The sequence below is a fragment of the Arthrobacter sp. sptzw42 genome (assembly GCF_059089685.1).
The window spans coordinates 426,380-449,487 of record NZ_JBNHEX010000001.1; the positions used below are offsets into that span (position 1 = coordinate 426,380).

At 65.8% G+C, this 23,108-nt stretch carries 22 protein-coding genes; 17 read left to right on the plus strand and 5 right to left on the minus strand.

From position 1 onward, the window contains the following. Nucleotides 1–5: 5 nt before the first annotated feature. Both AC5RT4_RS01950 and AC5RT4_RS01955 read left to right on the plus strand, forming a co-directional pair. Nucleotides 6–809 (plus strand): sulfite exporter TauE/SafE family protein, encoded by an 804-nt coding sequence (locus AC5RT4_RS01950; protein WP_494040877.1) that lies wholly within the window; start codon nt 6–8, stop codon nt 807–809. A 45-nt stretch (nt 810–854) separates the two neighbouring features. Then, nucleotides 855–2,246, plus strand: a complete 1,392-nt coding sequence (locus tag AC5RT4_RS01955; RefSeq protein ID WP_494104710.1) for a pyridoxal phosphate-dependent decarboxylase family protein — start codon at nt 855–857, stop codon at nt 2,244–2,246. Between the two features lie 20 nt (nt 2,247–2,266). Here AC5RT4_RS01955 and AC5RT4_RS01960 read toward each other — a convergent pair whose 3' ends face one another. From AC5RT4_RS01960 to AC5RT4_RS01970, 3 genes are all read right to left on the minus strand, one after another. After that, the gene (locus AC5RT4_RS01960; RefSeq protein ID WP_494104711.1) at nt 2,267–3,328 is read right to left on the minus strand and encodes an aminoglycoside phosphotransferase family protein; all 1,062 of its coding nucleotides are present in this window, start codon (nt 3,326–3,328) and stop codon (nt 2,267–2,269) included. Nucleotides 3,329–3,377: 49 nt separating this feature from the next. Then, nucleotides 3,378–4,100, minus strand: a complete 723-nt coding sequence (locus tag AC5RT4_RS01965; protein ID WP_494104712.1) for a VIT1/CCC1 transporter family protein — start codon at nt 4,098–4,100, stop codon at nt 3,378–3,380. An 80-nt stretch (nt 4,101–4,180) separates the two neighbouring features. Continuing rightward, a complete protein-coding gene (locus tag AC5RT4_RS01970) occupies nt 4,181–5,314 on the minus strand; it encodes a DUF4439 domain-containing protein (protein WP_494104713.1) in 1,134 nt (377 codons plus the stop codon). A 107-nt stretch (nt 5,315–5,421) separates the two neighbouring features. On the opposite strand from AC5RT4_RS01970, the gene rimP reads away from it, so the two are divergent. The 5 genes from rimP to rbfA all read left to right on the plus strand — a co-directional run bounded on the left by rimP (nt 5,422) and on the right by rbfA (nt 11,378). Then, nucleotides 5,422–6,030, plus strand: a complete 609-nt coding sequence (rimP, locus tag AC5RT4_RS01975; protein WP_494040872.1) for a ribosome maturation factor RimP — start codon at nt 5,422–5,424, stop codon at nt 6,028–6,030. After that, nucleotides 6,030–7,010, plus strand: a complete 981-nt coding sequence (gene nusA, locus AC5RT4_RS01980; RefSeq protein WP_494040871.1) for a transcription termination factor NusA — start codon at nt 6,030–6,032, stop codon at nt 7,008–7,010. Before rimP ends, nusA begins: the two co-directional genes overlap by 1 nt. Before the next feature lie 183 nt (nt 7,011–7,193). Then, the gene (locus AC5RT4_RS01985) at nt 7,194–7,532 is read left to right on the plus strand and encodes a YlxR family protein (RefSeq protein ID WP_494041331.1); all 339 of its coding nucleotides are present in this window, start codon (nt 7,194–7,196) and stop codon (nt 7,530–7,532) included. Between the two features lie 152 nt (nt 7,533–7,684). Next, nucleotides 7,685–10,612 (plus strand): translation initiation factor IF-2, encoded by a 2,928-nt coding sequence (gene infB / locus AC5RT4_RS01990; RefSeq protein ID WP_494104714.1) that lies wholly within the window; start codon nt 7,685–7,687, stop codon nt 10,610–10,612. 253 nt (nt 10,613–10,865) lie between these two features. Continuing rightward, complete coding sequence (gene rbfA / locus AC5RT4_RS01995; RefSeq protein ID WP_494104715.1) at nt 10,866–11,378, plus strand: 30S ribosome-binding factor RbfA; 513 nt, start codon at nt 10,866–10,868, stop codon at nt 11,376–11,378. Nucleotides 11,379–11,450: 72 nt separating this feature from the next. On the opposite strand, the gene AC5RT4_RS02000 is transcribed toward rbfA, so the two are convergent. After that, nucleotides 11,451–12,569, minus strand: coding sequence for a ScyD/ScyE family protein (locus AC5RT4_RS02000; protein ID WP_494104716.1), 1,119 nt, complete (start codon nt 12,567–12,569; stop codon nt 11,451–11,453). 180 nt (nt 12,570–12,749) lie between these two features. On the opposite strand from AC5RT4_RS02000, the gene AC5RT4_RS02005 reads away from it, so the two are divergent. Together AC5RT4_RS02005 and trxA are read left to right on the plus strand one after the other, a co-directional pair. Beyond that, nucleotides 12,750–13,238, plus strand: coding sequence for a nucleoside deaminase (locus AC5RT4_RS02005; RefSeq protein WP_494040867.1), 489 nt, complete (start codon nt 12,750–12,752; stop codon nt 13,236–13,238). Nucleotides 13,239–13,240: 2 nt separating this feature from the next. Next, entirely contained in the window at nt 13,241–13,678 is a 438-nt protein-coding gene (trxA, locus tag AC5RT4_RS02010) for a thioredoxin (RefSeq protein ID WP_494104717.1), read from the plus strand. A 22-nt stretch (nt 13,679–13,700) separates the two neighbouring features. On the opposite strand, the gene AC5RT4_RS02015 is transcribed toward trxA, so the two are convergent. Beyond that, nucleotides 13,701–14,867 carry a pyridoxal phosphate-dependent aminotransferase gene (locus AC5RT4_RS02015; RefSeq protein ID WP_494104718.1) on the minus strand — a complete coding sequence of 389 codons (1,167 nt, stop codon included), beginning with the start codon at nt 14,865–14,867 and terminating at the stop codon, nt 13,701–13,703. Nucleotides 14,868–14,987: 120 nt separating this feature from the next. On the opposite strand from AC5RT4_RS02015, the gene truB reads away from it, so the two are divergent. The 8 genes from truB (at nt 14,988) to AC5RT4_RS02055 (ending at nt 23,049) form a co-directional block, all read left to right on the plus strand. Further along, nucleotides 14,988–15,929: a tRNA pseudouridine(55) synthase TruB gene (truB, locus tag AC5RT4_RS02020; RefSeq protein ID WP_494104719.1), complete on the plus strand. Its 942-nt coding sequence runs from the start codon at nt 14,988–14,990 to the stop codon at nt 15,927–15,929. A gap of 2 nt (nt 15,930–15,931) precedes the next feature. Next, nucleotides 15,932–16,285 carry a hypothetical protein gene (locus AC5RT4_RS02025; protein WP_494104720.1) on the plus strand — a complete coding sequence of 118 codons (354 nt, stop codon included), beginning with the start codon at nt 15,932–15,934 and terminating at the stop codon, nt 16,283–16,285. An 88-nt stretch (nt 16,286–16,373) separates the two neighbouring features. Beyond that, nucleotides 16,374–16,796 carry a hypothetical protein gene (locus AC5RT4_RS02030; protein ID WP_494041329.1) on the plus strand — a complete coding sequence of 141 codons (423 nt, stop codon included), beginning with the start codon at nt 16,374–16,376 and terminating at the stop codon, nt 16,794–16,796. Nucleotides 16,797–16,931: 135 nt separating this feature from the next. Continuing rightward, nucleotides 16,932–17,915, plus strand: coding sequence for a bifunctional riboflavin kinase/FAD synthetase (locus tag AC5RT4_RS02035; protein WP_494040862.1), 984 nt, complete (start codon nt 16,932–16,934; stop codon nt 17,913–17,915). Between the two features lie 39 nt (nt 17,916–17,954). After that, nucleotides 17,955–18,809, plus strand: coding sequence for a tryptophan 2,3-dioxygenase (kynA, locus tag AC5RT4_RS02040; RefSeq protein WP_494040861.1), 855 nt, complete (start codon nt 17,955–17,957; stop codon nt 18,807–18,809). Continuing rightward, a complete protein-coding gene (kynU, locus tag AC5RT4_RS02045) occupies nt 18,806–20,071 on the plus strand; it encodes a kynureninase (protein WP_494104721.1) in 1,266 nt (421 codons plus the stop codon). Before kynA ends, kynU begins: the two co-directional genes overlap by 4 nt. A 203-nt stretch (nt 20,072–20,274) precedes the next feature. Then, nucleotides 20,275–20,544 carry a 30S ribosomal protein S15 gene (gene rpsO, locus AC5RT4_RS02050; RefSeq protein ID WP_013600532.1) on the plus strand — a complete coding sequence of 90 codons (270 nt, stop codon included), beginning with the start codon at nt 20,275–20,277 and terminating at the stop codon, nt 20,542–20,544. Between the two features lie 243 nt (nt 20,545–20,787). Continuing rightward, nucleotides 20,788–23,049 (plus strand): polyribonucleotide nucleotidyltransferase, encoded by a 2,262-nt coding sequence (locus AC5RT4_RS02055; RefSeq protein WP_494104740.1) that lies wholly within the window; start codon nt 20,788–20,790, stop codon nt 23,047–23,049. Nucleotides 23,050–23,108 lie beyond the last annotated feature (59 nt).

Below are 23,108 nucleotides of genomic sequence, written 5' to 3' on the forward strand. Positions count from 1 at the left end.
CAGGGGTGCTTCCAGGGCTTGAGTCCATCCAGCTCACCACGCTGGTACTGATTGTGCTTGCGGGTTTCGCAGCCGGGTGGGTGGACGCCGTGGTGGGCGGGGGCGGGCTGATCCAGCTTCCCGCCCTGTTGCTGGTCCCGGGCATCACGCCCGTGCAGGCACTGGCCACGAACAAGATGGGGTCCATTTTCGGAACTGCCACCAGCGCCGTCACGTACTACCGTCGGGTGGGACCGGACCTGCGGACGGCACTGCCAATGGCCGCAATCGCGTTGGCAGGCAGTTTCGGTGGTGCCGTGTTGGCCGCCACGCTGCCGTCCGCCGTGTTCAAACCCATAATTGTGGCCGCACTGGTGGCGGTTGCGCTGTTTACGGCCCTTAAGCCGGACGCGGGCCACATCACCGACCTGCGGCACAACGGACACAAGCACTATGTGGTGGCGTGCCTGATCGGTGCCGTCATCGGCTTTTATGACGGCCTGATCGGTCCTGGAACCGGTTCTTTCCTGGTCATCGCACTGGTTTCCGCGATGGGTTACGCGTTCCTCGAAGCCAGTGCCAAGGCCAAAATCGTGAACATGGCAACCAATGCCGGCGCCCTGATGTTCTTCCTGCCGCACGGCTCCATCCTGTGGGGACTCGGCTTGTTGCTGGGTCTTGCCAACATGGCCGGCGGGTACCTGGGAGCCAGGACGGCGGTAGCGCAGGGAAGCCGGTTTGTCCGTGTCGTCTTCCTGGTGGTGGTGGCCGCCCTGATCATCAAGCTCGGCTACGACGTCTGGCAGGAAAACTTCGCCCAACAGGGGTAGGCGGGAGCCTCCCGGGCACCAAAGGCGGGGGAGTAGCATGCAGCTATGCCACACGGCGAAGATGAGTACTCCAGTGCCCTTGCTGCCGCGGCAAGGCACGCCAAGGCCTGGCTGGGCAGCCTTCCTGACAGGCCGGTGGGTCCACGCCGGCCGGCCCAGGACCTCACCGGCGCCTTTGGCGGCCCGCTGCCTGCTCACGGCGTCCCTGCAGAAGATGTTGTTGAGCTCCTGGCTGAAACAGCCGAACCCGGACTGATGGCGATGCCGTCCGGCCGCTTCTTCGGCTGGGTCATCGGCGGGACACTGCCTGCCGCTCTCGCCTCAGACTGGCTGGTCAGCGCGTGGGACCAGAACGCCGGCCTCCGCTACGCCACCCCTGCCATGGCAGCCATCGAGGAAAGCGCCGGGACGTGGCTGCTGGAACTGCTGGGGCTTTCACCGGACTCCGACGTCGGCTTTGTCACCGGGGCCACCATGGCCAACTTCACCGGGCTGGCTGCCGCACGGTGGCGGCTCCTCTCGAACGCCGGCTGGGACCTGGACCGTGATGGGTTGAACGGAGCACCACGCATCAGGTGCTTCGTGGGCCGCGAACGGCATGACACCGTGGACCTCGCCCTCAGGTACCTGGGTTTGGGCAGGCCGGAAGTGGTTGACGTGGATGATCAGGGGCGGCTTGTTCCTGCTGCCCTTGAGGCGGCGCTGGCTGAAGGTTCGGGGCCGGCCCTGGTATGCCTGCAAGCCGGGAACCTACATTCCGGGGCGTTTGATCCGTTTGCCGACGCCATTGGCATCGCCCGGAAACATGGCGCCTGGGTCCATATCGACGGTGCATTCGGCCTCTGGGCGGCGGCAGTACCCGAACTGCGGAACCTGACCCGGGGCTACGAGGATGCCGACTCGTGGGGGACGGACGCCCACAAGACCTTGAACGTTCCCTACGACTGTGGCATCGCCATTGTGCGCGACGCAGCCGCCCTCCGGTCCGCCATGGGCCTGCACACCAGTTACCTCATCCAGGATGCTGAAGGTCCTGGTGACCCGTTTGAGAAGGTGCCGGAGCTGTCGCGGCGCGCCCGAGGGGTCCCCGTATGGGCTGCGCTGAAGAGCCTGGGCCGTGACGGCGTGGAAAACCAGGTGCGGGGCCTGGTGACCGCGGCTGCTGACATTGCCGCCGGCCTGGCAGGGCTCGACGGCGTGGAAGTCCTGAATGACGTCCGCTACACCCAGGTCTGTATTGCGTTCGGTGACGACGCGACCACCCGCGCCGTAACCGCACGCATCATTGCGGACGGCAGGGTGTGGATGTCCGGCTCCCGCTGGCGCGACCGGGACATCCTGCGCATCTCCGTCAGCAACTGGCAGACATCAGCGGAAGAGGTGCGCACTGCCGTGGCAGCGGTGGATTCCGCCCTCGCCGCCGTGGGGGGAGCATGAGCAGCGAGGCGCCACCGGCATCAGCGCGCGCCGGGAGCCTTGCCGGGTTCCGGAAGACGATGCGCTGACGGGAGCCCTTCCAGGGTTTTGCCGGCCAGGGTGCTGGCCACCCACAGGGACCGGGCAAGCTCCCCGCGCAGGCCCGGCCTCCCAGCGTATGCGAGGGCGCTTTCCACTTCCCGGGCGATGCCCCATTGCCGTGCCACGTCCGGGTCCAGGCCCGCGGCAGAGCTGAACTCAGCACAACGCTGCAGAAGCCCGGCTCCGGCGTTGTTCAGGGGCAACCAGGACAGGCGGTTCCACAGCAGCGGGGCCACGGCAAACTCCGGCTCGCCGATCATGGGCTGCGGGTTGATGGCGGCGAAGCCTGCCGCCATCGGAAGCGCCGGCGGGGCTCCAGAGCCTGCACGTCCCGGCGCAGCGGGACGTGCCAGGACGTTGAGGAAGTGCAGATCGGTATGTACCAGGACGTCGCATGCTGAACGCCGCCCTACCGCCCCACGGGTTTGGCACACCTCAAGTGCAGCTTCGAGGAGCCAGCGTGGAAAGGGGCGTCCCAGCTGTTCCCATTCCAGGGGCAGGTCATCACTCCATTGCTCAGCCCGTGCGGCGATGTGTTCAAACTCCTGCCACTGCGGCCGGTCATCGGGGACGATGCTCAGCTGCCGCACCAGGCCGCCCCACACTTCCACAGCCTCTTCGATGGAAACAGCGGCGAGTGACCGTTCGCCGTCGAGCCTTTCCAGGAGGATGGCGCACGTACCTGCGTCGGATGCCAGCAGTGCTGCCGCGCCCCGTCCCTGCCACAGGGCAAGGGCGTGCCGTTCAACCCGGGCTTCCTCGTGGGGGAAGGCGATCTTGAGGGCCGCCGTTTTGCCGTCCGCCTGCCTCACTGGGACGACCACTCCGCCGCGGCCGTTCCAGGGCAGTGCGCCGGGAGGCAGGTCCGGTGTCAGCTGCCAGTTCTCCAGCCGGCCCTTGATGAGGTCCGGCAGGGACGCGAGCCACGCCCGCCCTGCGCTGCTGCGGCTGTACCGCGCAGTGAGGTCAGGGGGGATTGGTACTGCCGCCGGCCCGCTCATCCCTTCCAGCCTAGGCGTACGGAAGCGGCCAGCGCCGCAGGGTACATCCTTAGACCACGCCCGTGGCTCCGAGCAGGCTGCCGACACTGAAGGTGGCTGCGAGGGCGAGGGCGCCGCCTGCCACCACCCGGGCAGCCGCCCGGACTTTTGAACCGCCACCGATCCAGGCCCCAACCCCACCGGTCAGTGCCAGGGCAAGGAGGACCGCGGCGAAGGTGACGGGGACACGAAGCTCCGGTGGCGGGAGCAGGATGGCCAGCATGGGGAGGACGGCGCCGGTGACGAAAGCGATGGCAGAGGCGAAGGCGGCGTGCCAGGGGCTGACGATGCCGGTCTCGTCAATGTTGAGTTCGGCGGACAGGTGTGCGGCCAGTGCGTCGTGCGCTGTAAGTTCCTCGGCTACCCTGCCGGCTGTTTCCGGGCTGAGGCCTTTGGCCAGGTAAAGGGCCGTCAACTCGGCCAGTTCCTCTTCCGGTTCCTCCGCCAGTTCACGGCGTTCCTTTTCGATCAACGCGCGCTGGCTGTCACTTTGGCTGCTGACGGAGACATACTCGCCCAGCGCCATGGACACGGCCCCGCCCACCAGGCCCGCGGCTCCGGCTGTCAGTATCGGCCCGGTTGCGGCGGTGGCGCCGGCCACTCCAACAACTATCGCTGCAACGGAGACGATGCCGTCATTGGCGCCCAGCACCCCTGCCCGCAGCCAGTTCAGCCGCTGCGCGATGTCGTTGCCGTGCGGTTCGTTGTTGTGGAAAGGGGGTGCGGCGTCCATCCCTACAGCAAACCACCGGGCGCAGCAGGCCCGCCAGCATCAAGGCCCGGGTATTGGCGCCCGGGCAGTCGAAGGCCGCCCTACGCGGGCAGTTGCGGCAGCTGGGCTGCGTCCACCACAAGGCCCGGCAGGGGAACCGTCCCGGCGCCCCAGTGCTGGGCGCGGCGGGCTGCTCCCTGCAGTGCGGACAAGGCCCAGGCCCGGGTGGATCCGTGTGCGAGCGCCACAATGTCCCCATAAGCGGGCAAAATGTCTGACTCCAGCCCGGCAAGTCCTGCCGCCGGCGCATCAAGGAACGCCTGGTCCAGGACGTAACCAGGCTGCTGCGGAACCGGGCCCCTGCAGTGTCTCAGGCTCAACGTTTCGGCCTGCACCGCAAGGTCCTGGTGCTGTTCCAGGAAGTCCGACGCCGGGCGCGCCCCTTCGGACGGAAGGCGGGTGAGGGCGGCCTGGTACCCGTACACGGTCTCCCGCTCAGCCACAGCCACGGCTGCAAGGGCGGCCCCAAGGCCGGTGTCCGCATCCGCCTGCGAGTCGGGCGCGGTCGGTGCGGCCGGGCAGGCAGAGGCCTCAGCGGACTTTGTTGGGCCGGGTGCACCTGACGCAGCTGCCGGAGCTGTTGCCGGCGCTGTTCCTGCGCCCTGGGCCCCAAACCGTTCGGCTGCCAGGAGCTGCGCCGTGCCGGTCCCCGCCAGCAGGCGGGCCATGCCGCCGTCGGCCGTCTCCGCGTCCTTCAGCCGCTGCTGTCCGCTGGCGGCCAGTGCGGCGGCGAACTCCGCCGGCGTGACCTGGGCAGGAGGAGCCGGCGACGGCGGAGAAGCTGAAGGCGAAGCGCCGGCAGGAGGCGCGGTGGCTGAGGCCGCAGCAGCCCTGGCGGACGTAGGGTCAGTGGGGGCAGGCCCTGCGGGAAGCAGCAGCGCCCGGGCCTGGATGGTCAGCAATGTCACAACCCCGTCCACCGGGGGCATAGCCGTTGCACCGGCGGCGGCGTTTCCTCCGGTAGCGGCAAGTTCCAGCCCGGCGGACCGCAGCCGCATTGTCTCTTCGTACGCGGCCGCGCGGGCCCGTTCTGAGAACGGCGGTTCCGCAGGGGCAGGCGGTTCAGGGGGGATGAAGGCGAATCCCAGGCTCAGGACGAGGAGGGCTGCGAGCGAAAAAACGGCGTACCGGAAATAGCGCATCTGCAGGCGGTTTTCCTGGTTGTCGTCTGTCACAACAGACCATGGTGTCACGCCGGGGGTAGAACTTCGTGCACCAAGGAACCGCTAAAATAGCTACGCTAGTACACACAACATCATCTAAACGGGAGGCGGCCGGCATCGTGAGCAATGCAGAAGCCACGGCTTCATCAGACCGGACCGGTACGGGTAAGGCCGAGGCCGCGCACAATCCGGAAGCTGCACGGCTCAGGGCCCTTCTTGAACCCTCGGTCCAGGCCAACCGCCTCTACCTGGAGGACGTGGCCATCATCCCCGGTTCCCATCGGGTGGTCCACGTGGTGGTGGACCTGCCGCAGGAGGAAACCGGCGGCGTAAGCCTGGATGTCATTGCCGATATCTCCAAGGTGCTTTCCGATGTGCTGGACAACGATCCCGGTGACGATGGGCGTCCCTATGACCTTGAAGTCTCTTCCCCCGGCGTCGGGCGGCCGCTGACCGAGCCGCGCCACTGGCACCGCGCCAAGGGGCGCATGGTCAAGGTCAATGTTGTCCAGGGAGACAACATCACTGGCCGGATCAAGTCCGTCGACGACGGCGGCGTGACGCTTGTGCCCGAGATCGCCGTGAAAAAGGGCATGAAGCCCAGGCAGGGCGAACCCCTCAAGCTTCCTTTCGACAGGATCCGCAACGGAAAAGTCGAGATCGAATTCAGCCACCTCAACGAGGACGGTCTGGAAACTGCACACAATGGACCTTCTGAGGAGGCCTGATGGATATTGACATGAGCGCACTGAGGCTTTTGGAGCGTGAGCGTGAAATTCCGCTGGACCTCCTGATCCCCACCATCGAGCAGGCGCTCCTGGTGGCTTACCACAAGTCGCCCGGCGCCTTCGAAAAGGCCCGCGCGGAGCTGGACCGCAAGAGCGGCCACGTGACCATCTGGGCCGTGGAAATTGATGACGACGGCGCCCCCATCGGCGAGTTCGAGGACACCCCGGAAGGGTTCGGCCGCATCGCCGCCAGCACCGCCCGCCAGATCATCCTGCAGCGGCTGCGTGACGTGGAGGACGACAACGTCCTGGGCGAGTTCAAGGGCCGTGAAGGCGAACTGGTGGCCGGGACAATCCAGCAGGGCCACAACCCGCACATGGTCCAGGTCAACCTCGGCGCTGTGGAAGCACTCCTGCCGCCGCCCGAACAGGTGCCTGGGGAGAAGTACATTCACGGCAACCGCCTGCGTGCCCTGGTCATCGACGTCCACCGCGGTTCCAAGGGCCCGTCCGTGACGCTGTCCCGTTCGCACCCGGGGCTGGTCCGGAAGCTCTTCGAACTGGAAGTACCGGAAATCGCTGACCGTTCGGTCGAGATCGTCGCCCTGGCCCGGGAAGCGGGACACCGCACCAAGATTGCCGTGAAGGCAAACGCTCCGGGCATCAACGCCAAGGGCGCGTGCATCGGCGAAATGGGTTCACGCGTGCGGGCCGTCATGACTGAACTGAATGACGAAAAGATCGACATTGTCGACTTCAGCGAAAATCCGGCCACGTTCATCGCCAGTGCATTGTCCCCGTCGCGGGTGAATTCGGTCACCATTACCGACGAGGCAACCCGTTCGGCCCGCGTCGTGGTTCCCGATTACCAGCTCTCGCTGGCCATCGGCAAGGAGGGCCAGAACGCCCGCCTGGCCGCCAAGCTCACCGGCTGGCGCATCGACATCGTCTCCGACGCAGCGACCCCCCGCGAAAACTAGTCCCGCCGGTTACCGGCCAGCCGCGCCGCGACCACAATTGCGTTTCGGGCAGAACGGCCCGGAGGGGCTAGAATAGATAAGGCCGCGCCCAACGGCCGGCAGTTGTGCGCCCTGCGCGTGTCCCTTCCGCTGAACAAGCGGAGGCAAGGCATGACGGGGCCGGCAGATATGAACGTCAGGAAGATGACCGTGGCAGAGCTTTCCACCGGGAGTCAACCGGAACGTACCTGCATCGGCTGCCGGAAAAAGGGCAAGCGGTCCGAACTACTCCGGCTCGTCGCCGAAGGCAGCGGTTCCACCGCTGTCCTTGTGGATGAACGACGCCGGATGGCTGGCCGGGGTGCATGGCTGCACCCCAGTGAATCGTGCCTTGCTCTGGCCTTAAAACGGCGGGCTTTCGGACGTGCCCTGTCGGGCGCAACCGGAACCGCCGCCGTCGAACGCTGGATTAAGGAAGCGAGCGTTGCAGCCACGGCAACTGCAACACCAACCGTCCAACCTGAAAGCGGGTCAGAAATCTGATGGAAACCCGATGAGTTCCCAGCGATGAGTGCGCAACGATGACAACTTTGTTGCGCTCTGCAATGGGCCCTTCTGCACCAAACGCGGCTGGGGCCCGCAGTAAGAAGTAGACGGTTCGTGCCTGGCTCGGTGCGGACCGAGACAGGAGAAATGTGGCCAAGGTCCGCGTACACGAGCTCGCCAAAGAGCTCGGTATAACTTCCAAAGATGCAGTGACAAAACTGCAGGAACTGGGCGAATTCGTTCGCTCCGCCTCTTCCACCATTGAGGCCCCCGTTGTGCGCAAACTGCGCAACGCCTTCCCCGACGCTGCTGCCAAGGCATCAGCTCCGGCCGCCGCGCCCAAGGCAGCCGCTCCCGCGGCAGAGGCGCGTCCTTCCACCCCCGCTCCCGGTCCGGCAGCGCCCAAGGCTCCGGCCCCCAAGGCGCAGGAACCTGCCCCCGCAGCTCCGGCCGCACCGGCACCCGCAGCTCCCGCTGCACCGGCGCCGGCAGCACCTGTTGCCAGCGCTCCGGCGGCTCCGGCCGCTCCGGCAGCGGCTGCTGCACCGTCCACCGGCGCAAAGCCCGGTGCGCGCCCGGCCCCCAAGGCCGAGACCCCGGCTGCACCCACCCGCCCCGGTGGATCACAGGGTGGTTCCGCTCCCCGTCCCGGCGGTCCCCGTCCGGGCAACAATCCCTTCGCCACCTCGCAGGGCATGCCCCGCGGCCGTGGCGGTGACGGTGAGCGCGCTCCCCGTCCCGGCAACAACCCGTTCGCCACCTCCCAGGGCATGCCCCGTCCGGGTGGAAGCCGTACCGACGGCGACCGTCCCGGCGGTCCGCGCCCCGCAGCAGGTGCCGGCGGCCCCCGTCCCGGTGGTCCCCGTCCCGCAGCAGGCGCCGGTGGGCCTCGTCCCGCCGCAGGCGCCGGCGGCCCGCGCCCCGGTGCACCCCGCCCCGGTGGCGCCGGTGGAAACCGTCCTACTCCGGGCATGATGCCCAACCGCACCGAACGTCCGGCTCCGGCCGGTGCTGGACGTCCAGGTGCCGGCGGCCGCGGCCCGGCACGCCCGGGTGGCGCTCCTGGAACAGGTGGTCCCGGTGGCGGCGGCGGTGCTCCCGCCGGTGGTGGCTTTGGCAAGGGCGGCCGCGGACGCGGCGGCACCCAGGGTGCCTTCGGCAAGGGTGGCGCCGGACGCGGCAAGCAGCGCAAGTCGAAGCGTGCGAAGCGCCAGGAACTTGAGCAGATGAGTGCCCCGTCGCTGGGTGGCGTGAGCGTACCCCGCGGCGACGGCAACACTGTCATCCGCCTCCGCCGCGGCTCGTCCATCACGGACTTCGCCGACAAGATCGAGGCAAACCCCGCCGCGCTGGTCACCGTGCTGTTCCACCTCGGTGAAATGGCAACAGCCACCCAGTCGCTGGATGAGGAAACCTTTGCGCTGCTGGGCGAGGAGCTTGGCTACAAGCTCCAGGTCGTATCGCCGGAGGACGAGGAGCGCGAGCTGCTCTCCACCTTCGATATTGACTTCGAAGCAGAGCTGGAAGCCGAAGGCGACGAAGACCTCGAGGCACGTCCTCCGGTTGTCACCGTCATGGGCCACGTGGACCACGGTAAGACCCGCCTGCTTGATGCCATCCGCAAGTCCGACGTCATGGCGGGCGAGCACGGCGGCATCACGCAGCACATCGGTGCCTACCAGGTCACCCACAACCACGAAGGCAACGACCGGAAGATCACCTTCATCGATACCCCGGGCCACGAGGCGTTCACCGCCATGCGTGCCCGTGGTGCGAAGGTCACCGACATCGCCATCCTGGTGGTCGCAGCGGACGACGGCGTTATGCCCCAGACCGTTGAAGCCCTCAACCACGCGCAGGCAGCCAACGTCCCGATCGTGGTGGCCGTGAACAAGATCGACAAGGAAGGCGCCAACCCGGACAAGGTCCGCGGCCAGCTGACCGAGTACGGCCTGGTTCCCGAAGAATACGGTGGCGACACCATGTTCGTGGAGGTCTCTGCCCGCCAGAACCTCAACATCGACGAGCTGCTCGAGGCAGTCCTGCTCACTGCAGACGCTGCCCTGGACATGCGCGCCAACCCGAACAAGGACGCCCGCGGTATCGCCATCGAAGCCAACCTGGACAAGGGCCGCGGTTCCGTGGCCACCGTCCTGGTGCAGTCCGGTTCGCTGCGCGTCGGCGACACCATCGTTGCAGGCACGGCCCACGGCCGCGTCCGTGCGATGTTCGACGACGACGGCAGCGCCCTGACCGAGGCCGGCCCGTCCCGCCCCGTCCAGGTGCTGGGTCTGTCCAACGTGCCGCGTGCAGGCGACACTTTCTTCGTGACCGCTGACGAGCGCACGGCCCGCCAGATCGCCGAGAAGCGTGAAGCAGCGGACCGCAACGCCGCCCTGGCCAAGCGCCGCAAGCGCATCAGCCTGGAAGACTTCGACCAGGCAGTGGCCGACGGCAAGATCGACACCCTCAACCTCATCCTCAAGGGTGACGTGTCCGGTGCCGTGGAAGCCCTCGAAGACGCCCTGCTCAAGATCGACGTCGGCGAAGGCGTGCAGCTGCGCGTCATCCACCGCGGCGTTGGTGCCATCACGCAGAACGACGTCAACCTGGCGACGGTGGACAGCGCCGTCATCATTGGCTTCAACGTCAAGCCCGCCGAGCGTGTTGCCGAACTGGCAGACCGCGAAGGCGTGGACATGCGCTTCTACTCCGTCATCTACTCCGCGATTGATGACATCGAGATGGCGCTCAAGGGCATGCTCAAGCCGGAATACGAAGAATTCCAGCTGGGTACGGCCGAAGTCCGCGAAGTCTTCCGCTCCTCCAAGTTCGGAAACATCGCCGGCTCGATCGTCCGCTCGGGCATCATCCGACGCAACACCAAGGCACGCATCAGCCGCGACGGCAAGATCATCGGTGACAACCTCACCGTTGAGACGCTCAAGCGCTTCAAGGACGACGCCACTGAGGTCCGCACGGACTTCGAGTGTGGTATCGGTCTTGGCTCCTACAACGACATCACCGAAGGCGACATCATCGAGACCTTCGAGATGCGTGAAAAGCCGCGCGTCTAAGCGTTGATGCTCTACCGGTGCGGGGCCGTCGGGATTTTTCCGGCGGCCCCGCCCCTTCGCTGGGTGGCCAACGTCTTACGACGTCGGCCACCCAGCTCCGGCAGGCCCGATGCCACTCCCGGGCCGCCGGAAAAATCCCGACGGGAGTCCCGTCGTACACTCGCCTTTGGTGGGTAGCAAAAACGCAAACGTACGTATGGCCCCGTCGGGGCGCCGTCGTACCCCCAAATTTTTCTTCTTATAGGAGTTGTTCATGGCTGATCCGGCACGTGCTGCCAAGTTGGCGCAGCGGATTAAGGTTGTTGTTGCTGAGGCCTTGGGCCGGAAGGTTAAGGATCCCCGGCTGGAGGGCATCACTGTTACTGATGCCCGGGTGACGAACGATCTGCAGCACGCCACCCTTTACTACACCGTTTTCGGTGACGAGGCCGTGCAGGCTGATGCTGCCAAGGGCCTGGAGAAGGCCAAGGGTGTGCTTCGGCAGGAAGTGGGGCGCAATCTTAGCATCCGACTGACCCCCACCCTGGAGTTCGTATCCGACGAAATCCCCGTCAACGCCTCCAACCTGGAGGAACTGCTGCGGGAGGCCAAGAGGCGTGACGCCGAAGTGGCCGCCCTGGCTGCCAACGCGAGTCACGCCGGGGACGCCGATCCCTACAGGAGCGATGCGTCCGCGGACGTGGACATCGACGAAGACGATTTTGATGAAGAGGACTTCGACGTCGCAGACGACGAGGAACTCAAGGAGGACGGCACCAAGCAGTAACCGTTGCTGACAGGGAAAACCCCGGCCCGCAGTTGCGGACCGGGGTTTTTGCTTCCCAAAATGGTGGCCGGATTACCTGATGTCCACCTTTATCACCCGGCCTTCGGCGGGGGGAGGCGGTGGTGCGGCCGGGTTCACTGCATCAACCGTCGCATACAAAGTTCGGCCTTGAATTTCTACGTCGGCCGGTGCAGGGACCGGAAGGAACACTGACCGCTGGCCCTTCCAAGCGCTGAACCTGATGATCTCGTTGCCGAACAGCGAGGCAACATACACATCACCGGAGTTTGCCACTGCCAGCCCGGTGGCACTGAGGATCCCGTCCGCCCACAGCTTGGTGCGGCCATTCCAGGGGTTGATCTTGAAAACCGCGCCGCGTGCGCCCAGGCCAGGGGCTTCGGGGCCGCCAGGAAGCGATGTCACGTACAGCCAGCCGTCCGGGCCGATCTCCACGTCAGTTGGAACGGGTTCGAAGGCGTACTTGAAGTTTGCACAGTCTGGTGCCCCCAGAGCAGTGGCGGTCTGTTGCGTCAGGACCGAAGGCCGGGGAGGCAGAACCGCCAGCGTGCTGACGGCGCCGGAGTGAATGTTGACCTTCAGGATGGCGTTTGCCCCTGCGTCGGCGATGTAAGCGGTGTTGCCTTGGACGGCAGTGGCGTAGGCGTTCGAGTCCAGGGCGCCCGTGTACCGTGCCCCCGGAGCACCCGGAACCGCTGCGGCCTGCTCCAGGCACTTACTGCTGGCATCCGCTCCAAACCCGTAGTGCTGGCCCGCATCGGGGTTGTTTTTCCGCTCATGTTCGGCCAGGTCCGCAATGGTCCTGACATCTCCCCGCGGGCTGATCGCTTTCAAATGACCCCGCAGGGCGGCAGGGTCATTGGAGCCGGCGCCTGCGGTTTCGAGGAAGAACGTTGTGGCGCCACGGGTCTCCACACCCGCTACGCCCCGGCCAGGATCTGCCTGGTAGATGTCGTTGACGCTGCCGTCCCTGTTGACACGGCTCAGCTTCCCCGCGAAATCCTGCGTTACGTCAATGGACCTATTTGTTCCGATGGCCAGGTGCAGCGGTGAGACGAGCCCGCCAACTATTTCCCTGGCCTCCGGCTCCCGGTCAGAAGCGGCCGACGGGCCCGCCGGTGCGATAGCAGCGGCCACGGCGGTGCAGACGATGATGCTGAGTCTTTTTTTCATTGGGTACTCCGGGTTCGATGCCCTCTGCGGGCCGGTATGGGAAGCCTCGCAAGAGGCGAAAAAACGGAAAACCCCCGGCGCCAGAGTATTCCTCCCAGGCAACTATGTCGCGGGGAAATTCCCCCTATTCAGCCCCCTATTTACGTCCCCTGGGACCATACCCTTGGCTAGGATCTAGCTATGACTCAGGCGGACCAACAGCAGCTCAATGCCACGCAGTACCTCGAACAGGCGGTAGCCCTCGCCACCCGAAACGTCGAGGACGGGGGAGGGCCGTTCGGCGCAGTGGTGGTGACGAAGGACGGGCGGGTGCACGAGGGCGTCAACCGCGTCACCCGCGACAACGATCCCACTGCCCACGCCGAAGTGGTGGCCATCCGTACGGCTGCCGCTGCCGTGCGGAACTTCGACCTGCGCGGTGCGGTGCTCTACGCCAGCTGCGAGCCGTGCCCGCTGTGCCTGGCTTCTGCCCTCTGGGCCCGGATAGACCGTGTGTTCTTTGCAGCAGACCGGTACGGTGCAGCGTCCGCGGGTTTTGACGACGCCATCTTCTACGACTACTTTTCTGGTACCCGTCCCGACCTGTTGCCCGTCAGCAGAGGTGAGGTCCCGGCGTCGGACGCTCCTTTCCGGGCGTGGGGCGCCCACAAGAACAGGAAAGACTACTAGGCATGGAAGCCACCCTTGTCAGCTGTCCGCACTGCGGGAAGACCAACAGAATCCCCGCCGCCGCTGCGGGCCGGCCGCGCTGCGGCAGCTGCCGCGCCGGGCTGCCCTGGATCGTGGATGCCGGGGATGCGGACTTCAGCACTGTGGCCGAACAGTCGCCGGTTCCGGTGCTGGTGGACTTCTGGGCTGCCTGGTGCGGTCCATGCCGGATGGTCAGTCCAGCCCTGGATAAACTGGCGCGCGAACGTGCCGGCGAAGTGAAACTGGTGAAGGTCGACGTCGACAAATCCCCGGGCCTGTCCCGGCGTTTCGACGTGCAGGCCATCCCCACCCTGATGGTGCTGGTTGACGGGCAGGTGGCTGCCCGGCAGGCGGGGGCAGCTCCCGCAGACGTCCTGCGCGCTTGGCTGGACGGTGCTCTTTCCGGCACCCGCCGTTGAGACGGGACCCCGGCGGCGGGGCCTAGACGCGTTCCGGCAGCCGGGCCACGCCGTCGAGCAGTTCCTGTCTCTTGCCGCACAGGGCGATCCGCACCCAGCCCTCGCCGATGGAGCCGAAGGCAGTTCCCGGAGCGAGCGCAACGCCTGACTCCATCAGGAAGCGCCGCACCCACCCGCGGACGTCGCCGCCGCTGACATGGGACACGTCCGCCCAAAGGTAGAACGCGCCGTCGGCCTTCAAGTAGGGGATGCCCTTGGCATCGAGTACGGCGGAGGCGGCGTCCCGGTTGGCCCGGTAATGCCCATGGGCTTGCTCGACGTAATCCTGCGGTCCCGTGAGGGCGGCAAGCGCGGCGTACTGGGAGGGCGATGCCACGCACGAGACGATCGATTCCATCACGTTGTTCATCTTCTGCTCCAGTCCCGGCGGGCAGATGAGGGCGCCGATGCGGAGCCCGGTAAGGCCATAGGTTTTGGACAGGGTCAGCGAGGTGAAAACGCGCGCCTCACCCGGCAGGGCGCCGTCGAACCGTGCAGGGCTTACGTGCGGGACATCGTAGGTGAACGCCTCATAGCACTCGTCCGATATCACCCACAGGTCGTGCCGGCGGGCCAGCTCGACGAGTTCGCGGGTCAGGTCCTCGCCGAGGACCGCGCCCAGCGGGTTGGAGGGCGAGTTCAGGACCAGCACCCGCGTCCGGTCCGTGATCAGCGCCTCGATGTCACCGGTTCGAGGCTGGAAGCCGTGCTCAGGATAGAGCGGGTAACCCACCGGGACAGCATTCAAGAGGCGGCTGGTCATGGCAAAGGTGGGGTAGCCCGGGTTGGGGATCAGGATCTCATCGCCGGGGGAGAGCAGCAGGCTCATGGCAAAGTGCAGGCCCTGCTGGGCGCCGTCCACCACATACACCCGGTCCGCGCCTATCTCACTGTTGTGGCCGGCACCAGCGCGCTCCCTGAACCTGGCAGCAAACGCCTCCCGCAACGCCGGGATGCCGGCGTTGGGGGTGTAATTGGTCTCGTCCCTGTCCAGGCAGGCCATGCCGGCGTCGAGAATGTGGCGGGGGAGCGGGAAGCCTGGTTCCCCGATGCTGAGGACCAGGGCCCCGGGGGTCCGCCACGCGGCTTCGGTGATTTCCCGGATCTGGTTCACAGGGACGTCGCGGACGTGCGCGGCAAGCTCAGGCATGCCTGCCATCCTAACTGGCTGACTACCGGCGTTACCGGCGGAAAGGGCGCTGGCGTGGCTCCCTTGCGCCCAATCCGGGCGTGGGCGGGCGCCGGGACCAGCGCCGATATACTGGGGAGCGTGCTTTCTGGACTGGTGATAGTGGACAAACCGCAGGGATGGACCAGCCATGATGTGGTTGGCCGGATGCGGCGCCTCGCCGGTACCCGGAAAGTGGGCCACGCCGGAACGCTGGATCCGATGGCCACAGGCGTCCTGGTGGTGGGCATCAACAAAGCCACCCGCCTGCTGACCTACATCGTGGGCACCTCCAAGACCTACACCGCCACCATCCGCCTGGGCCAGTCCACAGTGACGGACGACGCCGAAGGTGAGGTTACGGCCGCTGCCGGCACTGCCGCTGTGGACGAGCAGGCTATTCACGACGGCGTTGCCGCCCTCACCGGGCAGATCCAGCAGGTGCCCAGCAGCGTGAGCGCCATTAAGGTGAACGGGGAGAGGGCGTACGCCCGGGTCCGCTCCGGTGAAGAGGTAAAGCTCGCAGCGCGCCCCGTCACCATCCACCGCTTCGAGGTGCACAGCATCAACAGGGACACCGGGGCCGACGTCGTGGACCTGGACGTTACAGTTGAATGCTCCTCAGGGACGTACATCCGCGCCCTTGCCCGGGACCTCGGCGACGCACTCGGCGTCGGCGGACACCTCACGGCCCTCCGGCGCACGCACGTAGGGCCCTACTCCCTCGAACAGGCGCGCACCCTTGAACAGCTTGCGGACGGGCTCAACGTTCTGGACATGGCCGAGGCTGCCCGGGCGCTGATGCCCAACCGCGAGCTCAGCCCGAAAGAGACCACTGAGATTTCCTTTGGCCGACGCATTGCCGCCGGTGCCGCGCCCGGCAGCCCGGGAGCAGCCACAGCCGAGCATCCTGCTGCCGCTTTTGCCCCTGACGGAAGCCTGGTGGCGCTGCTTGCGGACGCCGGCAGCTTCGCCAAGCCGGTGCTGGTGTTCGCCCCCGGTACTGGTACTGGTATCGGCGCCGGTGCGTCCGGGGTGGCCTGAGGGTGGACGCCTACTTTTACATCATCCTGGTGGTGGGGCTGCTTTCCAGCGGAGTCTGCCTGCTGGCCGGCATCCTGAAGAAAGCACCCAACGACGTCACTATCCTCTCGGTGGCCGCGGTCGAGGTGGCCCTGCTGGTGTACCTGGTGGGATCGGTCGTGCGTGTGGTTGCGGGCGAGCCCATTGCCGGGGAGGCCTGGGAATTCTGGGGCTACCTCGCCACCGCGATGCTCCTGCCGCCCGCAGCCGTCTACTGGGCCATCCTGGAACGTACCCGGTGGAGCAACTTTGTCCTGGCCGCCGTGGGTGTCACCGCGCTGGTGATGGCCGCCCGAATGAACCAGATCTGGTACTGAAGTGGAAGAAGCACGCAACGTGAAAGACCAGCACTCCGCCCCTGGCGCAGCCGATACCGGCGCAGCCCATGCCGGTGCGGCCAAGGACGTGGCTCCCAACGGAACCGGGTCCAGGAACACCCGCAATACCGGGCCCGGACGCCTGCTCATCGCTGTTTATGCGGTCTTCGCCATCTCGGCTTCTGCCCGCGCCGGGTATCAAATCCTCACCAAGTTCTCCGAGGCCCCGCTGGCGTACCTGCTGTCCGCGTTCGCCGCACTCGTGTACGTCATTGCCACGGTATCCCTTGCCCGGGCCGGCAGTACGTGGTTCAAAGTATCCGTGGCAGCGGTCCTGGTGGAACTGGTCGGGGTACTCGTTGTGGGCGGCCTGAGCGTCTTCGACCCGGTCCAGTTCCCGCACGAGACGGTATGGTCCCTTTTTGGCCGCGGTTACGCGTTCATTCCCCTGCTGCTGCCCGTCCTTGGCCTGGTGTGGCTCTACCGGCGGCGGCCGTCCCGCAGGTCCTGACACCTGTCCGTCGGGCCAGGCGGCAACCCCGGCCACCTGGCAATAGCGGTTGCGTGAATGCGGGTAATCTTTAGAGAGTTCCGCGGCCGGCAGGGTCCGGGACGTCGATATTTTCAGCAGTAAAAGGCGAGGGTGATGGTCTACATCTGGAACGATCCGTCCGAGGTCCCGGCGGACTTCGGCCCATCTGTTGTCACCTTTGGGAACTTCGACGGAGTTCACCGCGGCCACCAGCAGGTGCTGTCCCAGCTGATCCGCACTGCCCGCCTCACCCGCTCCAGGTCGGTGGCCATCACGTTCGACCCCCACCCGGCCCTGGTCCACCGTCCCGAGTCCGCGCCGGAGCTGATCATGGGCCTGCACGACAAACTGGAGGCGCTGGGCGAGCTGGGCCTGGATGCCATCCTGGTGATGAAGTACTCCCTGGATCTGGCCAGCCTCACCGCTGAGGAATTCGTGGAGCAGTTCCTGGTGGACCGCCTGCACGCGAGCCACGTAGTGATCGGCCACGACGCCCGGTTTGGCCGCGGAAACTCCGGCGACCTGGACACCATGCAGGCCCTTGGCGGGAAGTTTGGGTTCGAAGTCCAGGTCATCAGTGAGTTTGGCTCGGAGGGCTACCCCCTGCATGACGACGACGGCACGGACCGCCGCTGCTCCTCCACCTGGGTGCGTGAGGCACTGCAGGAGGGTGACGTGGCCACTGCCGCGGCAGTACTGGGGCGCGCGCACCGGATGCGCGGGGAAGTTGTCCATGGCGCCGCCCGCGGCCGTGCCCTCGGATTTCCTACGGCTAACCTGTCCAGCAACTCCAGCGGGCTCATCCCTGCGGACGGCATCTACGCCGGCTGGCTTGTAGACCAGGCCGGGACGCGATGGCCTGCAGCTATTTCCGTCGGGTCGAATCCCACGTTCGATGGTGTGAGCCGGCAGGTCGAAGCCCATGTCATCGACCGGCCCCACGAAGCGGTGGAGGATTTCGATCTGTACGGCCAGACAGTGGTTGTTGAATTCGTGGCCCGGCTGAGGGGCATGGTGGCATACCGTGGGCCGGAGGCGCTGGTGGACCAGATGCGGCTGGATGTGGTCCAGGCGCACAACCTCCTCGCCAGGCGCTGACCCGTCCGCCAGGACAGCGCTCAAGGGAAAGGCATCACCGTGTCCGTTGAGAAAAACACCAGGAAACTGGACGAAGGCATAGTCCGCGACTTCAGCACACGGATGAGCTACGCCTCGTACCTGCACCTGCCAACCCTGCTGAGTGCACAGCATCCTGTCAGCCAGCCGGAACATCACGATGAAATGCTGTTCATCATTCAGCACCAGACCACCGAACTGTGGCTCAAGCTGGTGTTGCACGAACTCCGGAGCACCGCGGCCTGGCTCCGTGCGGATGATCTGGGGTCCGCGCTCAAGGGCATAGCCCGGGTCAAGCACATCCAAAAGACCCTCACCGAGCAGTGGTCAGTGCTGGCCACCCTGACGCCCACCGAGTATTCACAGTTTCGCGGCTTCCTGGGCAATTCCTCCGGCTTCCAGTCAAGCCAGTACCGGGCCGTTGAATTCATCCTCGGCAACAAGGACCGCAAGATGCTTCCGGTGTTCGAGTCGGATCCGGAAGCCTACGCCATGCTCGATGAGGTGCTTTCCGCGCCCAGCATCTATGACGAATTCCTGGCCTACCTTGCCCGGCAGGGGTTTGCTGTGCCCCGCTCGGTACTGGAGCGGGACGTTACCTCTGCCCACGAATTCACCCCCGACCTGGTGCCGCTCTTCAAGCACATCTACGAGAACGCTGCGGATAACTGGGGCGCCTACGAGGCGTGCGAGGAGCTGGTGGACCTCGAGGACAACTTCCAGCTGTGGCGCTTCCGGCACCTGCGCACCGTGCAGAGGACCATCGGCATGAAAACAGGGACCGGCGGCTCAAGCGGGGCCGCGTTCCTGCAGAAGGCCCTCGAACTGACCTTTTTCCCAGAACTTTTCGCTGTCAGGACGGAGATCGGCCAATGACCACACAGGAGCACGTTGCCGGAACCACAAAAGATGCGGACGCCGCCTTGCAACAGCGCGCGGCCGAGCTGGACCGCAAGGACCCTCTGGCCCAGTACAGGAGCCGGTTCATCGGCACGGACACGCCCTTGTCCTACCTGGACGGCAACTCCCTGGGCCGGCCGCTTCAGCGCACGGCGGAGGACATCAGCGCCTTCATCCGCGACGGCTGGGGAGGACGCCTGATCCGGGGCTGGGACGAGGAATGGCTGGACCTGCCCCAATCCATTGGCGACCAGCTGGGCCGGGCCGTGCTCGGCGCCGCCCCGGGACAGACAATCATCGCGGATTCCACCACCGTGGTGCTGTACAAGCTGATCCGGGCAGCCCTGGCAGCCGTGGCAGACCCGGACCGGAACGAACTGGTCCTGGACACGGAAAATTTCCCTACCGACCGCTACCTTGTGGAGGGCATTGCCCTTGAGGAAGGCCTGACACTCCGCTGGATTGAAACGGACCCCAACGCGGGGGTGACAGTTGAGCAGGTGCGCAACGCGGCTGGACCGCGCACCGCCGTCGTACTTTTGAGCCACATCGCCTACCGTTCCGGCCACCTGGCGGACTTGCCGGGCATCACGGCAGCAGTGCACGACGCCGGGGCGCTGGTGGTGTGGGACCTTTGCCATTCCGCCGGTTCAGTGGAGATGGACCTGGACAGCGCGGACGTGGACTTCGCTGCCGGCTGCACCTACAAGTACCTCAACGGCGGGCCCGGTTCGCCCGCGTTCGCCTACGTCAACCACCGCCACCTCGCCTCGCTCAACCAGCCCATCTGGGGATGGATGGGCCGCAAGGATGCCTTTGACATGGGCTCCGGTTATGAACCAGCTCCCGGCATCCGCGGTTTCCTCAGCGGTACGCCCGCCATATTCGGGATGCTTGCCATGCGGGGGACCCTCGACCTTTTTGAGGAAGCAACCATGGCTGCCGTACGGGCGAAATCGGTGCAGCTGACCGCCTTCGCCGTCGAGATCTTCGAAGCCTGGCTGGCGCCCCTGGGGGTGGAACTCGCCTCGCCGCGGGAGCCGGGGGAGCGGGGCAGCCACATCACCCTGGACCACCCCAGTTTTACCAAAGCAACTGTCGCGTCCCTCTGGGATGACGACGTCATCCCGGACTTTCGCGCTCCGCGCGGCGTTCGCGTGGGGCTGTCCCCGCTGAGCACCAGCTTCGCGGAAGTCCTGCACGGGATGGCTGCAATCCGGAAGCAACTGGCGCGGTAGCGCAGCAGCTTCCCTCCCGGGAGATGCCTGTTTCGACAAGATTGGGCAGGCGCCGGTAAACTGGGGGATGGATCCGGCTGCAGTCCGTGGCGGCTGGTTCCTGTTGTGTGTGGCATAGTCCTGTTTCTCCGGACCAGCCGCCGCGGCAGACCCGGCAGTGAGTTACTGACCTGGGCCCTCACGGCACATCCCTAGGAGTTATTGTGGCACTTGACGCCGCTGTAAAGCAGTCCATCATCAAGGAATACGCAACCGGAGAAGGCGACACCGGTTCACCGGAGGTCCAGGTTGCAGTCCTGACCCAGCGGATCAAGGATCTGACTGAGCACATGAAGGAGCACAAGCACGATTACCACACCCAGCGCGGTCTGCTGGCCATGGTTGGTCGTCGCAAGCGCATGCTGAGCTACCTCAAGAAGACTGACATCGCCCGCTACCGTTCGCTCATCGAGCGCCTCGGCCTGCGCCGCTAGTCGGACTTTGGGGCGGCCCTTTCCGGAACGGAACGGGCCGCTCCTTCAAAGAAAAAAACTAAACAGGAGGATCAACCGCATCACGCATTCGCGGTCCTCGGTAGTGATCTCCGGGAACGGCTTCGTTGACTGAAGCCCCGGCCCGTGGGTCTCGATCGACGACCGGGTGCAGGGCCAGTCGACAGATGCTGGCCTGGGTTGATGCGGCTGGACTTCCGTAAAACAGAAACGGAGGTGACTCTCTTGGAGGGTCCCGAAATCCAGTTCTCAGAAGCAGTCATTGACAATGGCCGTTTTGGCAAGCGTGTAATCCGCTTTGAAACCGGCCGCCTTGCCAAGCAGGCAGCCGGCGCAGCAATGGTGTACATCGACGATGACACCGCCCTGCTGTCCGCAACCACGGCCGGCAAGCACCCGCGTGAAGGCTTTGACTTCTTCCCGCTGACGGTCGACGTCGAAGAGCGCATGTACGCTGCCGGACGCATCCCGGGCTCGTTCTTCCGCCGCGAAGGACGACCGTCCACCGAAGCCATCCTGGCCTGCCGCCTGATGGACCGCCCGCTGCGCCCCGCCTTCATCAAGGGCCTTCGCAACGAGGTCCAGATTGTTGTGACCGTCCTGGCCATCAACCCTGACGAGCTCTACGACGTGGTGGCCATCAACGCCTCCTCCATGTCCACCCAGCTTTCCGGCCTGCCGTTCTCCGGCCCCATCGGCGGCGTCCGCGTTGCCCTGGTTGCCGACGAAAACGGATCTCAGTGGGTTGCTTTCCCCAAGCACTCGCAGCTGGAAAACTCCGTCTTCAACATGGTGGTAGCCGGCCGCGTGGCCGGTGACGACGTCGCCATCATGATGGTGGAAGCCGAAGCCACCGACAACTCCTGGAACCTCATCAAGGAACAGGGCGCCACTGCCCCCACCGAAGAGGTTGTCTCCGAAGGCCTCGAGGCTGCAAAGCCGTTCATCAAGGCACTTTGCGACGCCCAGGCGGACCTGGCTGCCCGCGCGGCCAAGCCCACTGTTGAGTTCCCGGTCTTCCTGGACTACGAGGACGACGTTTACGCCGCTGTTGAGTCGGCCGCCGCCGAGAAGCTGGCTGCTGTCTTCCAGATCGCCGACAAGCAGGAGCGCGACAACGCTTCCGACGCCCTGAAGGACGAGGTCACCTCTTTCCTCGCCGGCCAGTTCGAAGGCCGTGAGAAGGAAGTGTCCGCAGCATTCCGCTCGGTCACCAAGCACGTTGTGCGCCAGCGCATCCTCAAGGACCAGATCCGCATTGACGGCCGCGGCCTGACGGACATCCGCCAGCTCACCGCCGAGGTCGAGGTTCTGCCCCGCGTTCACGGTTCGGCCATCTTCGAGCGCGGCGAGACCCAGATCATGGGTGTCACCACGCTGAACATGCTGAAGATGGAACAGCAGATCGACTCGCTGTCGCCGGTGAAGACCAAGCGCTACATGCACAACTACAACTTCCCGCCGTACTCCACCGGTGAAACGGGCCGCGTCGGTTCCCCGAAGCGCCGCGAAATCGGCCACGGCGCCCTGGCCGAGCGCGCACTCGTGCCGGTCCTGCCGTCCCGCGAAGAGTTCCCGTACGCCATCCGGCAGGTATCCGAGGCCCTCGGTTCCAATGGTTCGACGTCGATGGGTTCCGTCTGCGCCTCCACCCTGTCGATGCTGAACGCCGGTGTGCCCCTGAAGGCAGCTGTCGCAGGCATCGCCATGGGCCTGGTCTCCGACCAGGTTGACGGCCAGACGCGCTACGCGGCACTGACCGACATCCTCGGCGCCGAAGATGCCTTCGGCGACATGGACTTCAAGGTTGCCGGTACCTCCGAGTTCGTGACCGCCATCCAGCTGGACACCAAGCTTGACGGTATTCCCGCTTCGGTCCTGGCTGCAGCACTCAAGCAGGCCCGCGAAGCCCGCCTGCACATCCTCGAGGTCATCGACTCGGCCATCGACACCCCGGACGAGCTCTCCGAGTTCGCACCGCGCGTCATCGCCGTCAAGATCCCCGTGGACAAGATCGGCGAGGTCATCGGCCCCAAGGGCAAGATGATCAACCAGATCCAGGAGGACACCGGCGCCGACATCTCCATCGAGGACGACGGCACGGTCTACATTGGCGCCACCGACGGCCCGTCTGCAGACGCAGCACGCTCCGCCATCAACGCCATCGCGAACCCGCAGGTCCCGGAAATCGGCGAACGTTACCTGGGTACGGTCGTCAAGACCACCACCTTCGGTGCATTCGTATCGCTGACCCCGGGCAAGGACGGCCTCCTGCACATCTCCGAGCTGCGCAAGCTGGCCAACGGCAAGCGCGTGGACAACGTTGACGACGTTGTCTCGGTGGGCCAGAAGGTCCAGGTGGAAATCACCAAGATCGATGACCGCGGAAAGCTCTCGCTCGCCCCGGTTGTGGCCGAGGAAGAAGGCGCTGAGGTCGAGACCGAGCGCGCCCACACCACGGAACCTGCTGAAGGCGCTGACATCTAGCACTTCCGGTTTCCGGCACGGACAAGCATGAATCGGCGGGGCCGGTGGATGATCCACCG

Bases quoted from the DNA above. Each gene is read 5' to 3' on its own strand.
- kynU (WP_494104721.1), top strand. From the start codon at position 18,806: ATGACCACACAGGAGCACGTTGCCGGAACCACAAAAGATGCGGACGCC.
- AC5RT4_RS02015 (WP_494104718.1), bottom strand. From the start codon at position 14,867: ATGCCTGAGCTTGCCGCGCACGTCCGCGACGTCCCTGTGAACCAGATC.
- AC5RT4_RS02035 (WP_494040862.1), top strand. From the start codon at position 16,932: ATGGTCTACATCTGGAACGATCCGTCCGAGGTCCCGGCGGACTTCGGC.
- nusA (WP_494040871.1), top strand. From the start codon at position 6,030: ATGGATATTGACATGAGCGCACTGAGGCTTTTGGAGCGTGAGCGTGAA.
- AC5RT4_RS02005 (WP_494040867.1), top strand. From the start codon at position 12,750: ATGACTCAGGCGGACCAACAGCAGCTCAATGCCACGCAGTACCTCGAA.
- trxA (WP_494104717.1), top strand. From the start codon at position 13,241: ATGGAAGCCACCCTTGTCAGCTGTCCGCACTGCGGGAAGACCAACAGA.
- AC5RT4_RS02000 (WP_494104716.1), bottom strand. From the start codon at position 12,569: ATGAAAAAAAGACTCAGCATCATCGTCTGCACCGCCGTGGCCGCTGCT.
- AC5RT4_RS01965 (WP_494104712.1), bottom strand. From the start codon at position 4,100: ATGGACGCCGCACCCCCTTTCCACAACAACGAACCGCACGGCAACGAC.
- AC5RT4_RS01985 (WP_494041331.1), top strand. From the start codon at position 7,194: ATGACCGTGGCAGAGCTTTCCACCGGGAGTCAACCGGAACGTACCTGC.
- rbfA (WP_494104715.1), top strand. From the start codon at position 10,866: ATGGCTGATCCGGCACGTGCTGCCAAGTTGGCGCAGCGGATTAAGGTT.
- AC5RT4_RS01955 (WP_494104710.1), top strand. From the start codon at position 855: ATGCCACACGGCGAAGATGAGTACTCCAGTGCCCTTGCTGCCGCGGCA.
- AC5RT4_RS01960 (WP_494104711.1), bottom strand. From the start codon at position 3,328: ATGAGCGGGCCGGCGGCAGTACCAATCCCCCCTGACCTCACTGCGCGG.